General features: G+C 63.8%; 9 protein-coding genes. 5 read left to right on the forward strand and 4 right to left on the reverse strand.

Translation table 11 applies throughout. The features are described 5' to 3' along the window. The first annotated feature begins 97 nt into the window (after positions 1-97). Complete coding sequence (locus HF916_RS40135; protein WP_168794252.1) at positions 98-487, forward strand: cupin domain-containing protein; 390 nt, start codon at positions 98-100, stop codon at positions 485-487. A gap of 117 nt (positions 488-604) precedes the next feature. On the opposite strand, the gene HF916_RS40140 is transcribed toward HF916_RS40135, so the two are convergent. Then, the gene (locus HF916_RS40140; RefSeq protein WP_168794253.1) at positions 605-1,663 is read right to left on the reverse strand and encodes a LysR family transcriptional regulator; all 1,059 of its coding nucleotides are present in this window, start codon (positions 1,661-1,663) and stop codon (positions 605-607) included. 289 nt (positions 1,664-1,952) lie between these two features. On the opposite strand from HF916_RS40140, the gene HF916_RS40145 reads away from it, so the two are divergent. After that, positions 1,953-2,165 (forward strand): hypothetical protein, encoded by a 213-nt coding sequence (locus HF916_RS40145; protein WP_168794254.1) that lies wholly within the window; start codon positions 1,953-1,955, stop codon positions 2,163-2,165. Positions 2,166-2,183: 18 nt separating this feature from the next. Here the strand turns inward: HF916_RS40145 and HF916_RS40150 are convergent, their stop codons facing one another. After that, on the reverse strand, positions 2,184-2,801 hold the full coding sequence (locus tag HF916_RS40150) for a TetR/AcrR family transcriptional regulator (protein WP_168794255.1): 618 nt from the start codon (positions 2,799-2,801) through the stop codon (positions 2,184-2,186). 218 nt (positions 2,802-3,019) lie between these two features. Between HF916_RS40150 and HF916_RS40155 the strand changes: the two genes are divergently transcribed. The 3 genes from HF916_RS40155 to HF916_RS40165 are packed head-to-tail and all read left to right on the forward strand — an operon-like array spanning position 3,020 to position 8,837. Then, positions 3,020-4,171, forward strand: a complete 1,152-nt coding sequence (locus HF916_RS40155) for an efflux RND transporter periplasmic adaptor subunit (protein ID WP_168794256.1) — start codon at positions 3,020-3,022, stop codon at positions 4,169-4,171. Further along, positions 4,168-7,305 carry an efflux RND transporter permease subunit gene (locus HF916_RS40160; RefSeq protein ID WP_168794257.1) on the forward strand — a complete coding sequence of 1,046 codons (3,138 nt, stop codon included), beginning with the start codon at positions 4,168-4,170 and terminating at the stop codon, positions 7,303-7,305. The genes HF916_RS40155 and HF916_RS40160 overlap by 4 nt, the downstream gene beginning before the upstream one ends. Positions 7,306-7,307: 2 nt before the next feature. Then, positions 7,308-8,837: an efflux transporter outer membrane subunit gene (locus HF916_RS40165; RefSeq protein ID WP_168794258.1), complete on the forward strand. Its 1,530-nt coding sequence runs from the start codon at positions 7,308-7,310 to the stop codon at positions 8,835-8,837. Between the two features lie 440 nt (positions 8,838-9,277). Here the strand turns inward: HF916_RS40165 and HF916_RS40170 are convergent, their stop codons facing one another. Together HF916_RS40170 and HF916_RS40175 are read right to left on the reverse strand one after the other, a co-directional pair. Beyond that, complete coding sequence (locus HF916_RS40170) at positions 9,278-10,129, reverse strand: lipid A biosynthesis lauroyl acyltransferase (RefSeq protein WP_240975702.1); 852 nt, start codon at positions 10,127-10,129, stop codon at positions 9,278-9,280. Positions 10,130-10,561: 432 nt separating this feature from the next. Continuing rightward, entirely contained in the window at positions 10,562-13,063 is a 2,502-nt protein-coding gene (locus HF916_RS40175) for a penicillin-binding protein 1A (RefSeq protein ID WP_168794260.1), read from the reverse strand. Positions 13,064-13,440 lie beyond the last annotated feature (377 nt).

Consider the following 13,440-nt stretch of genomic DNA (forward strand, 5'->3'; position numbering starts at 1 on the left):
GTGCCGCGCCGGACAAGCGCGCACAAACGTTCAAGACCCGGCTCCGGTTTGCGCCGTACGCTCCTACCTGACACAACCGCTCAGGAGGAGCACTGCGATGTCCAACGCTCAGGTCAGTCAACGGCCCTATCAGGCCATCAACTTCGCGGAAAAACTGCGGCTCTTCAACGACCAGTGGCAAGCACGCGTGGTCGCCGAAATGAACGACTATCAGTTCAAGCTGGTGCGAATCGAAGGGGATTTCATCTGGCACGAGCACGCCGACACCGATGAAACCTTCATCGTGCTCGAGGGGCAATTGCGCATCGACATGCGCGATGGTTTCGTGCTGATTTCGGCGGGAGAAATGTTCGTGGTGCCGAAGGGCATCGAGCACAAGCCATACGCCGAACGCGAAGTGAAGCTGCTGCTGATCGAGCCGCGCGGCGTGAAGAATACCGGCGAGGAAGCCAGCGAACGGACGGCGGCGAACGACGTGTGGATTTAGGTTGTTGGCGCGGCTTTGCGGCTGCGCCTTCAGGCGAAGCGCATCACGCCGGCACGCATGCTTGAGAGAACGCCTTAACGCCGCGCCTAAATCCTTGATACCCCCTCGCACCCGGCATCAAAACGGCGACGACGCCGCGATCCGCGAGCGCGCAGTCTTGTGCAAGGGACGCCCAGCGTCCGCAGTCAATTCCGGCACCGACAGGTCGTCCATGTCCGCTGCAACCTCCGCCGCCGCGAGCCCGGAACGCGCCGGCGTCACAGCACGCGGATCGAGCATCTGCTGGCCCGGCTGTTGGAAATACTCCACGAGGTGATCGATGAACGTGCGCACCTTCGCCGGCAAATGCAGGCGGCTCGGATAGGCGATCGTGACTTCGATCTGCGGCAAACGGTAGTCGCGTAGCAGCGGCACCAGCCGGCCGGACGCCAGGTCGCGGCCGATCAGATAGCTCGGCAGAATCGCCACGCCCATGCCCAGCAGCGCGAACTGCCTGAGCATCTCCGTATTGTTCGCGACGATCGCATTCGTCGGGCGCACGCGGACTTCGCCATCCGGTCCGGTGAACACACGCTCCTCGCCGCCCTGCTCGGACGGCCGGCTCAGACACGGGTGCGAGAGCAGATGCTCCGGCCGGGTCGGCGTGCCGTGCTGCGCCAGATAAGCGGGCGTCGCACACACCGTCATGAAACCGGTAGTGAGCCGTCGCGTGACGATGCTCGCGCTGCGCATGTGCCGCGCCACGAAAATGCCGACGTCGAAGCCCTCTTCCACCAGATCGACATGACGATCCGCGAGTGTGACGTCGGGCACGACATCCGGATAACGCGCGGCATAAGACTGGACCACTGGCGCGAGGCTGTGCAGCCCGAACACCACCGGCGCGACGATGCGCAAGGTGCCGACCGGCTCGTGATTGCGCGCCACCACCATCTGCTCCACGCCTTCCAGGTCGTCGAGAATGTGACGCACGCGCTCCAGATACGTCGTGCCGGACTCGGTCAGCGACAGCCGGCGCGTGGTGCGATTGAGCAGGCGCGTGCCGAGGCGCGCTTCCAGATCGGCGACATGGCGCGTGACGACCGCGGTGGAAAGATCCAGCGCGCCGGCCGCGCCGACGAAACTGCCGAGGTCGGCCACCTTGACGAATACGCGCATCGACTGCAATTGGTTCATGGGACGACTCCTGCCTCGGTAAAGCCGGGCCGGCGCACCCTTCGCGCCTGTGTCGACCCGCGCGGCAAGGCGCGCGCGGATTTGCCCAACGATCCGATTGTATCGACCCGATCATGTCCCAACCCTGACCTGAACATGACAATCCGGACAGGTTTCCGAGGCGCTCGCGTCACGCTTACGAGTTGATGACGCGCTTCATTGCGAGCTTCATTGCTGATTTGGACTAGGTATAAACCCTAGCACTCTGGTAACATAGCGTCCGAAACGAAATCAATCGCAATCAATCGCCATGACACACCGTTTTCAGCTTCTCGAAAAAATCGCGTTCTCGCTGGTCTGCTGGTCCGCCGCGGCCTGCTCGGCATTCATCGCTTATGAGCGCTGCCCGGACATCAAAGTGGTCCTGCACGTGGGTAAAGAAGTGCTGCGCTACAGCGGTCAGTATTCGTACGTATGCGCTACGCCGGTTGCCGACGCCTGCGCACAGTTGCCGACCAACTGATCGCCCGTTTCAACGCTTTTACGCATCGCGCCCGAACACCACGCGCGCGAAAAATCCCGCCAGCACCGCTTCAACTCTCTCCGCCGGCACGTTCTGCGGGTCGACCGTGTAGAAGAACTGCATGCCGTCGCACAAGCCCATCAAGCCGATCGCGAGCGTCTCCGGCGCCATTAGCATCGGCGTGCCGACCCGCGCCGAAAACTCGCGAATGTACGCGCCCAACTGCTCGAGCTTGTCGTGCATGAACGCGTTAAAGCGTATCCGGAAGCGGCCGTCGCGCACCGCGAGCAGCTTCGCCTCCGCCCACAGCAGGAAACACTTGTTCTCGCGATGCAGGTTGCTGTAGTAGCGCAGCACGCGCTCTTCCATTTCCTCACGCGATGCCGCGCTCGCGAAGATGCCCTGCAGCCCTGCCTGCATGATCTCGTGGTCGCGCCGCAATAGTTCGAGAAACAACTCGCTCTTGCTGCCGAAGTTCGAATAGAACGCGCCACGCGTATAGCCCGCCGCCCCGGCGATGTCCTCGACACTCGCCGCGACAAACCCCTTCTTCATAAAAATTGCTTGCGCAGCGTCGAGCAGACGCTCGCGCGTCTGGTCCTTGCTCTGCTCGCGTGTCAGTCGTTGCCGTTTCATGGCCGCAAGTCTAGCACTGAAAAGAATTCCAATTCACCTCAACATTCAGATACAAGTGTGTATTAGAATTCATCTCGTCATCCTGAATCAGTCGCGTATGCCAATTGCATGAACGGCCGGCGCGTCTTCGCTGGCGGGCCGCTGCGGCTTGCCCTGTTCGTTCGCTGTCTCCAGTTGGGGTAATTGTGAAGCGTCCCGGTCTTCCCGCATCGTCCGCGATGCGTCCGCAGTCCCATCGGCATCGTCATCGCGCGCGCCTGCAGCGCGCCGCATTCGTGCTGGTTCTGGCCGGCGCCGTCACGCTGGCCGCGTGTTCGAAGAAGGAAGCCGCGGCGCCCGAGCCGCGTCCGGTGGTAGCCGTCGCCGTGCACGCGGACGGCAGCGCCACGCAGGCGGCATCCTTGCCTGGCGAAGTGCAGGCGCGCTATTCGACGCCGCTGTCGTTTCGCGTCGGCGGCAAGGTCGTCGAGCGGCGCGTGCGTCTCGGCGATGTCGTGAAGAACGGGCAGATTGTCGCCCGCCTCGATCCGGCGGACGCGCAGAAGAATGCCGCGAGCGCGCAGGCGCAATTCGCCGCCGCGCAACACGCTCTCGTGTATGCGAAGCAGCAACTCGATCGCGATCAGGCGCAGGCCAAAGAAAACCTGATCGCGCCCGCGCAACTCGAACAGACCACCAATGCGTACGCATCCGCTGTCGCGCAGCGCGATCAAGCCGCGCAGCAGGCAGCGTTGTCGAAAGACCAGTTGCAATACACCACGCTCGCCGCCGATCACGCCGGCGTGATTACCGCCGAACAGGCCGACACGGGCCAGAATGTCTCCGCGGGCCAGGCCGTCTACAACCTCGCGTGGAGTGGCGATATCGACGTAGTGTGCGACGTGCCGGAAAGCGCGCTCGCCGCGCTCTCGGTCGGGCAAACCGCCAACGTCACGCTCGCCGCGCTGCCGGGGCGCAAATTCACGGCACGCGTGCGCGAACTGTCGCCCGCCGCCGACCCGCAAAGCCGCACCTATCGCGCCAAACTCACGCTCGACAATCCTGGGTCAGACGTGCGCCTCGGCATGACCGCGGATATCGAACTCGCCGCGCCGGCTAACGTCTCGGCCGATCAGCACGGCTCGTTCACCGTGCCCGCCACGGCGTTGTTCCATGATGGCACGCAGCCCGCCGTGTGGATCGTGCGCGCCGCGGATAACGCGCTGGAACTGCGCCGCGTGACGGTCACGCGTTACAACGAGCGCACCGTGGTGATCGGTCAGGGCCTCAAGGACGGCGAACGCGTCGTGCTGCAAGGCGTGCATACGGTGACCGCCGGCGAAAAAGTCCGCGCGATTGCGCCGCTGCATCCCGAGGACTTCGCTTCATGAGCACCCCGCATGAAGAAGGACGCTTCAACCTGTCCGCATGGGCGCTGCGCCACCAGGCGCTGGTGGTTTTCCTGATCGCGCTCGCGACCGCCTTCGGCATCCTCGCCTATACGCGGCTCGCACAATCCGAAGATCCGCCCTTCACGTTCCGCGTGATGGTGATCCGCACCTTCTGGCCGGGCGCCACCGCGCGCCAGATGCAGGAACAGGTCACGGACCGCATCGGCCGCAAATTGCAGGAGACGCCCGCCATCGACTTCGTGCGCAGCTACTCGCGCCCCGGTGAATCGCTGATGTTCTTCTCGATGAAGGACTCGGCGCCGGTCAAGGACGTGCCCGAGACCTGGTATCAGGTACGCAAGAAAGTCGGCGACATCGCGGCGACGCTGCCGCAAGGCATTCAAGGCCCGTTCTTCAACGACGAATTCGGCGACGTCTACACCAACATCTACACGCTCGAAGGGGACGGCTTCTCTCCCGCACAACTGCACGACTACGCGGACCAGTTGCGCACGGTGCTGCTGCGCGTGCCGGGCGTCGGCAAGGTCGATTATTTCGGCGATCCGGACCAGCACATCTACATCGAGATCGCCAACACGCAACTCACGCGCCTCGGCATCTCGCCGCAACAACTCGGCCAGGCCATCAATTCGCAGAACAGCGTCTCGCAAGCCGGCACGCTGACCACCTCCGACGACCGCGTGTTCGTGCGCCCCACCGGCCAGTTCAAGGACGTCAACGCGCTCGCCGACACACTGATTCGCATCAACAACCGTTCGTTCCGTCTCGGCGATATCGCCACGATCAAGCGCGGCTACGACGATCCGGTCGCCACGCAGATGCGCGCCGGCGGCAAGGCCGTGCTCGGCATCGGCGTGACAATGCAGCCGGGCGGCGACGTGATCCGTCTCGGCAAGGCGCTCGATCAGCAGATGGTGCAGTTGCGAAAGGCGCTGCCCGCCGGCCTGCAACTGGTCGAAGTGTCGAGCATGCCGAACGCGGTCGAGCATTCGGTCGACGACTTTCTCGAAGCCGTCGCCGAAGCGGTGGCGATCGTGCTGGTGGTGAGCCTGGTGTCGCTCGGCGTGCGCACCGGCATGGTGGTCGTGATCTCGATCCCGGTGGTGCTTGCCGTCACCGCCTTGTGCATGTATCTGTTCGACATCGGCCTGCACAAGGTGTCGCTTGGCACGCTAGTGCTCGCCCTGGGGCTGCTCGTCGACGACGCGATCATCGCGGTCGAGATGATGTCGGTAAAGCTGGAGCAAGGCTGGAACCGCACGCGCGCTGCGGCCTATGCGTACACCAGCACCGCGTTCCCGATGCTGACCGGCACGCTCGTCACCGTCGCCGGTTTTCTGCCGATCGCGTTGGCCAAGTCGAGCACCGGCGAATACACGCGCTCGATTTTCGAAGTGTCGGCGATCGCGCTGATCGCCTCGTGGCTCGCCGCGGTGGTGCTGATTCCGCTGCTCGGCTATCACCTGCTGCCCGAGCGCAAACGCGAGGCGCACGAAACTCATCTGCCCGACGATCACGAGCACGACATCTACGACACGCGTTTCTATCGGCGCCTGCGCGGCTGGATCGGCTGGTGCATCGAGCGGCGCTTCGTCGTGCTGGCGATCACCGTCGTGCTGTTCGTGCTGGCCATGGCGGGTTTCGCGCTGGTGCCGCAGCAGTTCTTCCCGAGTTCGGACCGTCCCGAGTTGCTGGTGGACGTGCGCCTGCCCGAAGGCGCGTCGTTCGAAGCCACGTTGCGCGAGGCCCAGCGGCTGGAAAAAGCGCTGGTCGGCCGCCCGGAAATCGATCATACGGTCGACTTCGTCGGCACCGGCGCGCCGCGTTTCTATCTGCCGCTCGATCAGCAATTGCCGCAACCCAATTTCGCGCAGTTCGTGATCACGGCGAAGTCGGTGAAGGATCGCGAAAAGCTCGCGCAATGGCTCGAACCGGAATTGCGCAACAACTTTCCGGCGATTCGCACGCGCCTGTCGCGCCTCGAGAATGGGCCGCCCGTCGGCTATCCGGTGCAGTTCCGCGTGAGCGGCGACGATATCGCCACCGTGCGCTCGATCGCCGAGCGCGTCGCCGCGACCATGCGTTCGGACCGCGGCACCAGCAACGTCCAGTTCGATTGGGACGAACCCGCCGAGCGCTCGGTGCGTTTCGAAGTCGATCAGAAGAAAGCGCGCGAACTCGGCGTGAGCTCCGACGACATTTCGAGCTTCCTCGCGATGACGCTCTCCGGCTACACCGTCACGCAGTATCGCGAACGCGACAAACTGATCAGCGTCGATCTGCGCGCGCCGAAGGCGGAGCGCGTCGATCCCGCGCAACTCGTCACGCTAGCGATGCCCACGCCGAACGGTCCCGTGCCGCTCGGCACGCTCGGCCATTTGCGCAACGACCTCGAATACGGCGTGATCTGGGAACGCGACCGTCAGCCGACCCTCACCGTGCAATCCGACGTCGCGCCCGGCGCGCAAGGCATCGACGTCACGCATGCGGTGGACAAGGCGCTGGGCCCGATTCGCGCCACCCTGCCGGTCGGCTATCGGATCGAGATCGGCGGCGCGGTCGAGGAAAGCGGCAAGGGTCAAACGTCGATCAACGCGCAGATGCCGATCATGATCATCGCCGTGCTCACGCTGCTGATGATCCAGCTGCAAAGTTTCGCACGCGTGTTGATGGTCGTGCTGACCGCGCCACTCGGGCTGATCGGTGTGGTGCTCACGCTGCTGCTGTTCGGCCAGCCGTTCGGCTTTGTCGCGATGCTCGGCGTGATCGCGATGTTCGGCATCATCATGCGCAACTCGGTGATCCTGGTCGATCAGATCGAACAGGACATTGCGTCGGGACATAAGCGTTTCGATGCAATCGTCGGCGCGACCGTGCGGCGCTTCCGGCCGATCACGCTGACCGCGGCCGCCGCCGTGCTCGCGCTGATTCCGCTGCTGCGCTCGAACTTCTTCGGCCCGATGGCGACCGCGCTGATGGGCGGCATTACGAGCGCCACCATCCTCACGCTGTTCTATCTGCCCGCGCTGTACGCCGTATCGTTCCGCGTGCGTACCGATGAACGCGAGCCGCAGACGCCGTCCGCGTCCGGCACGACGCATACGGGAAATTGAGCATGGCCACTTTCGTCTTCTCCCGATACTCGCGCATCGCCGCCCTCACCGGCATGGCATGCACGCTCGCCGCCTGCTCGTTCGGGCCGAGCGGCGAGCCGCCCGCGATGCCGCAACCGGCGCACTACGGCGCACAGGCGCAGCCGACGCAAACCGTGCCCGCGCAAGGCGTCACGCAGCAGTTCGTGGTCGGCGCGAAGCCGGTGCCCGAATGGTGGAAGCTGTATCAGTCGGACGCGCTGAACGCGCTCGTCGATGAAGGCCTGCGCAACAGCCCAACGCTCGCCGCGACCGACAAGAGCCTCGCCGCCGCGCGTGAGCAGTTGCGCGCGCAGATCGGCAGTTCGCTGTTGCCGACCATCGACCTGGGCGGCCAGGCGACTCGCAATCGCGCGTTGGCGATCCCCGAGATCGGACCGAACACGTTTCTATACAACATCTTCGTCGGTCAATTGCAGGCGCACTATACGTTCGACCTGTTCGGTGCCGCGCGTCTGGCCGACGCGGCGCTCGCGGCGCGCGTCAACGTTCAGGCGTATCAGTTCGACGCCGCGCGCCGCGCGCTGGCCGCCAATATCGTGACCGCCGCGATCACCAGCGCCGCGCTGCATGCGCAGATCGAGACGACCGAACGGCTCGTGACGATCGCCAACGATCAGGCTCGCGATACGCAGCGGCGCTATGCATTGGGCGCGGTTTCGCATGCCGATCAGTTGAGCGCGCAGCAAAGCGCGGCCAGTCTGTCCGCGAGTTTGCCGGGGCTGAAGCAGCAATGGCTGAGCACGCGTCACGCGTTGGCGGTGCTGCTGGGCCGCACGCCGGATGCGGCGCCGGACGATCTCGAACTCGCGCAGTTGCATGTGCCTGAACAGGTGCCCGTGGTGGTGCCCTCGGAACTGCTGCGCGCGCGTCCCGACATCCAGGCCGCCGATGCCGCCTTGAAGGCCGCGGCGGCCGATGTCGGCGTCGCCACGGCGCAGATGTTCCCGAGCCTGTCGTTGAGCGCGTCGATGGGACAAGGCGGCTTTAGCTGGCCGGTGGCGCTCTCCGGCGCGGGCGCGATCTGGAGCATCGGCGCGGCGCTGTCGCAGCCGCTGTTTCATGGCGGCGCCCTGTTCGCGCAACGGCGCGCGGCGGTCGATACGTACGATGCCACGGTCTCGCAGTACAAACAGACGGTATTGGCCGCGTTCCAGAATGTCGCCGACACGCTCGCCGCGCTCGAGCACGACTCGCAGGCGCTCGATGCCGCGAACATTGCCGCGCGTTCGGCGCAAGGTATCTTCGACGAAACCTCAGGGCGCTATCGGCTGGGTGCGGTGCCTATTGCGTCAGCGCGTTCGAGTGAGCAGCAGTTTCGCAACGCGCAGCTCGATGAGATCCGCTACACGAGCGCGCGCTTGACGGATACGGCGGCGTTGTTCCAGGCGATGGGGAATCCGCCGCTTGAATCGGCGGCGTCTTCCGCAAACGCAGCGACCGCGGCTTCGGCGTCGGCGGTTCCGGCGGCGAACGCGGGCGTTGTCGATTAGCTAAACCTGGGATTCCGTACTGATCGCCACGGACTTATCCCCACTTTTTGTTGATGAGCCTGTTGAAAACTATCTGACAAGCAGGCTAACACCTTGAACGCATGGGGAATTGTGTGTGCGGTACGGAATGAACCAGCGGGCGTTGAACGATGGCTTTTTCACTCAACGAAGACCCTGGGAGGCCTCAACGTTATCCCCAGTTTGTGTTGACAGGGTTGTTGATAACTCCGGGGCTACACGGTTAACTGCTTGACCCGAATGGGTTTGTTACTTGAGGTGCCGGTGGATGCAGCGGGGTCAAGTGCCGCGGGGATGACTGGCGGTGCTGCAGTTTATCCACAGAGCGTGTTGACAGGGCTGTTGATAACGCCAGGAGATCCCACCTAAGTACTTGACCCCGCACCACATTCACCCCCAGACGCATTTAACGCCGCCCCACATCAATAAACACTCGCCTCACCCGCCGGCCGATTCTTGAACCGCTTGTGCACCCAATAGTATTGGTCAGGAATCCGCCTCACCTGCGTCTCGAGAAACTCGGTGATACGCCGCGCGTCAACCGCCGCGTCGTCGGACGGAAAATCGCTCAACGCTTCGAAAATACTCAGCTTGTATCCGCGATAATCCGGCAGCACTTCGGTCACGAACGGCACCACCCGCGCATTCGCCGCGCGCGCCATCCGCGAGACGGATGTGAGCGTGCAGGCTGGCACGCCGAAGAACGGCACGAACACCGAATCGCGTAAGCCGAAATCCATATCCGCGGCGAGCATCACCGGCTTGCCGTCGCGCAGCGCGCGCAACGCGCGTCGCACACTATCGCTGCGCGGAATCATCTCCGTGCCGAAGCGACCGCGCTGCCGCTTGGCCATCGCATCGAGCAGGAGGTTCGACATCGGCGTGTAGAGCGAGGCGACCGGATGCCGCGTCGAATACATCATGCAGCCCGCCTCGATGCCGACGAAATGGAAGCCGACGAAAATCGTCGGCTGCCCCGCCATGTCGGACAGATCGATCGCGCTCTCCACTTCGACGAGCCGCGCCAGCGCCTGCGCATTGCCGAACCATTGCGGCCCGCGCTCGACATAGCTGCGGATCACGTGACAAAAGTGCGCGCGCGCCAGACGTTCGCGCGCCTCGTCGCTCATGTCCGGGAAACACAGCTTCAGATTGGTATGCACGACGCGCCGGCGCGTGCTGGGAATGCGGTACAGCAAGGCGCCGATACCGGTGCCAATTCGCGCGACGACGCTATACGGCATAAAAGCAAACGCGCGCAGCAGACCTGTCATCAGACAGATCAGGATTCGACTTTTCACAAGGCGGGACCCGGTGGATGCTGGATGGCAAACACGCCGTCCGTGGCAACCTCAACGTTGCCGGCGGACGAAGTGACATACGCGCGCGTCATACCGGGTCTCGCGCGGCGCGGAATTCGAGAATGGACGTCTCGCTCGCGGCGAGACGCAGCGGTGCCGGAGGCCGACACCGTTTAGGGATCGGGCGTCCTTCAGGACCCTTGAGAAAAGCACCGCCGGCGTGATTAAAACACACCGCGCATGCCGGGCACACAATCCGCCGGGTGGACCACCCGACAAACGGCACGAAAGCCGTGCCGGGCGGCGCTTTCCTGCTCTTTCAAAAACTTGCCCGCGTGCGCGGCCGCAAGATTCACACGGCCCACACACGCCCGCCGCGCTCCAAGGGAGTCCCCTTGGAGAACATCACGGCTTGTTCGACTCGAACAGATCCATGATCTGCTTCTTCTCGTTCGACGAGACACTCGGCGGCGGCACCACCGGCGGCGTCATACCCGCCGGGCCCACGCCGCCGACCGCATCGCTCACGCCGGCGGTGGGATTCGCCGAATCCAGACCGATGCTGGCGACGAAGCCATTGCCCGGCGTCATGTCCGTATAGAACAGTTCGCCGTCGACCGAAGTCACGCCGTCCGGTTGCGCCGGTTCGCTTTGCGGTACCCCGCGCAGCGCGCGCTGCATGTATTCCACCCAGATCGGCAACGCCAGTTGCGCGCCGAATTCGCGGCTGCCGAGACTCTTCGGCTGGTCATAACCCATCCACGCCACCGCCACGAGCGACTGCTGATAACCGGCGAACCAGCCGTCCTTCGCGTCGTTGGTCGTCCCCGTCTTGCCCTGCAAGTCCGTACGATGCAGCGCATTGGTGCCCGCACCCGTGCCGGCCGTCGCCACCGAATGCAGCAGGCTGTTCATGATGTATGCGTTGCGCGGTTCCAGCGTGCGCGGCGCATCGCGTCCGGCCGTCAGCGGCTGCGCCTTGGAGAGCGGTTGGCCGCGCGCATCCGTCACCTCGTTGATCAGATACGGATTGATCCGGAAGCCGCCGTTCGCGAACACCGAATACGCACCCGCCGACTGCAACGGCGTAACGAGGCCCGCACCGAGCGCCATCGGCAGATACGGCGGGGTCTTGTCGGCGTCGAAACCGAAACGCTGCGTGACGAAGTCTTGCGCGTACTTGGTACCGATGAACGACAGAATGCGGATCGACACGAGGTTCTTCGACTTCTGCAACGCGAGACGCAGCGGCATCGGACCGTCCGGCTGGTCGTCGTCCTTCGGCTCCCACGCGTCGCCGCCCGGCGTGCTCGACGGGAAATACAACGGCGCGTCGTTGATGATCGTGGCCGGTCCGAGGCCCTTGTCGAGCGCCGCCGAATAGATGAACGGCTTGAAGCTCGAACCCGGCTGACGCCACGCCTGCGTGACGTGGTTGAACTTGTTCTTGTTGAAGTCGAAGCCGCCCACCAGCGAGCGGATCGCGCCGTCCTGCGGCGTGAGCGACACCAGCGCGCCTTCGACCTGCGGCAATTGCGTGAGCTGCCAGTTGCCCTTGTCGTCGGCGATAACGCGCACGATCGAGCCGACCTTGATCTTCGTGGCGGCCGTGGCGCGCGCGCTCAATGCGGCGGCGGCGAAACGCAGACCATCGCCGCTGATCGTCACCTGTGTACCGTCCACGAGTTGCGTCTTGACCTGCTTCGGACCCACGTCCGTCACCACCGCTGCAATAATCTCGCCGTTGTCGGGGTGATCGGTTAGCGCGTCGTCGATGGTCTGATCGCGGTCGTCGCCCGGCGCGGGCAGTTGCACGAAACCTTCCGGCCCGCGATAGCCATGGCGCCGCTCGTAATCCATCACGCCCTTGCGCACCGCGCGATAAGCGGCGTCCTGGTCGGCGGAGTCGATCGTGGTGGTGACGTTCAGGCCGCGCGTATAGGTTTCGTCCTTGTATTGCGCATACATCATCTGCCGGACCATTTCGGCGATGTACTCGGCATGCACGCTATATTCGTTGCCCGGATTTTTGGTGTGAATCTCTTCCTTCACGGCCTGATCGTACTGATCCTGGCTGATGTATCTCAGTTCGAGCATGCGCCGCAGAATGTACTCCTGACGGATCTTCGCGCGCTTCGGGTTGACCACCGGATTGTACGCGGACGGTGCCTTCGGCAAGCCAGCCAGCATCGCCGATTCCGCCAGCGTGATGTCTTTCAGATCCTTGCCGAAGTACACGCGCGCGGCCGCGGCGAAACCATAGGCGCGTTCGCCCAGATAAATCTGGTTCATGTACAGCTCGAGAATCTGATCCTTGGTCAGCGCGCGCTCGATCTTGTACGCGAGCAGCATTTCGTAAATCTTGCGCGTGTAGGTCTTCTCGCTCGAGAGGAAGAAGTTACGCGCCACCTGCATGGTGATCGTGCTCGCGCCCTGCGAGGCGCCGCCGTGCGAGAGGTCGGAGACACCCGCCCGCAGAATGCCGATGAAGTCGACACCGCCGTGCTCGTAGAAGCGATAGTCTTCGATCGCTAGCACCGCTTTCTTCATCTGATCGGGAATGTCCTGGAAGCGCACGAGAGAGCGCCGCTCCTCGCCGAACTCGCCGATCAGCACATGGTCCGCCGTGTAGACCCGCAGCGGCACCTTCGGACGATAGTCGGTCAGCGCGTCGAGCGACGGCAGTTGCGGCCCCATCACCACGAGCGCATAGCCGACGATCAGCGCGCCCACCACCGCGATGGTCGCGAGCAGGCTGGCGAACCAGATAGCGAGAGTCGCGCCGATGGAACGGCGGCCGGCCTCGGCGTCGCGCGAAGCTGCATTGCGTCCTGGAGTGCGTTGGTAGGAATCCCGGTCTTCACCAGACGGAGAATTGGATGAATGCGGTCGTTTGATGATTGGCATGACTGGAATAGTGGGCGCATGACTGAACGCCTTTCTGCACGCGCTCGTGGCGCGCACATGGATCGTGATCGAGCCTCGTAGCCTGAGGCGCACACCACCGCGCGGCCCCTTGCCCCCGGCCGGCCGCACGGCACGCCCGGACCGAGCCCGGCGCAACGTAACAGCGTATTTTAAAAGAAATCACGCGCGGTCCAAGTTAGTTTTTTTGTAAGAATTCCCTTCGCGCGAAATGAGTCTGTCGTTCCGGGCAGTCTTACGAGCGCTTTCACGCGCCGCCCGAGTTATTCACAGAAAATGTTGAAAGGCCTGTGGACAAGCGGCCCGCAAACGCTACAACTCATTGATGTCACAGGATTTTCATGTCGCGCCCTTTCCGC

The sequence above is a fragment of the Paraburkholderia aromaticivorans genome, from assembly GCF_012689525.1.
In the GTDB taxonomy this organism is placed as follows: Bacteria; Pseudomonadota; Gammaproteobacteria; order Burkholderiales; family Burkholderiaceae; genus Paraburkholderia; species Paraburkholderia aromaticivorans_A.

What these genes read in the sequence shown, in the direction of transcription:
- HF916_RS40170 (WP_240975702.1), bottom strand. Translation starts at nt 10,129, where the DNA reads ATGACAGGTCTGCTGCGCGCGTTTGCTTTTATGCCGTATAGCGTCGTC.
- HF916_RS40135 (WP_168794252.1), top strand. Translation starts at nt 98, where the DNA reads ATGTCCAACGCTCAGGTCAGTCAACGGCCCTATCAGGCCATCAACTTC.
- HF916_RS40175 (WP_168794260.1), bottom strand. Translation starts at nt 13,063, where the DNA reads ATGCCAATCATCAAACGACCGCATTCATCCAATTCTCCGTCTGGTGAA.
- HF916_RS40160 (WP_168794257.1), top strand. Translation starts at nt 4,168, where the DNA reads ATGAGCACCCCGCATGAAGAAGGACGCTTCAACCTGTCCGCATGGGCG.
- HF916_RS40155 (WP_168794256.1), top strand. Translation starts at nt 3,020, where the DNA reads ATGCGTCCGCAGTCCCATCGGCATCGTCATCGCGCGCGCCTGCAGCGC.
- HF916_RS40150 (WP_168794255.1), bottom strand. Translation starts at nt 2,801, where the DNA reads ATGAAACGGCAACGACTGACACGCGAGCAGAGCAAGGACCAGACGCGC.
- HF916_RS40165 (WP_168794258.1), top strand. Translation starts at nt 7,308, where the DNA reads ATGGCCACTTTCGTCTTCTCCCGATACTCGCGCATCGCCGCCCTCACC.
- HF916_RS40140 (WP_168794253.1), bottom strand. Translation starts at nt 1,663, where the DNA reads ATGAACCAATTGCAGTCGATGCGCGTATTCGTCAAGGTGGCCGACCTC.
- HF916_RS40145 (WP_168794254.1), top strand. Translation starts at nt 1,953, where the DNA reads ATGACACACCGTTTTCAGCTTCTCGAAAAAATCGCGTTCTCGCTGGTC.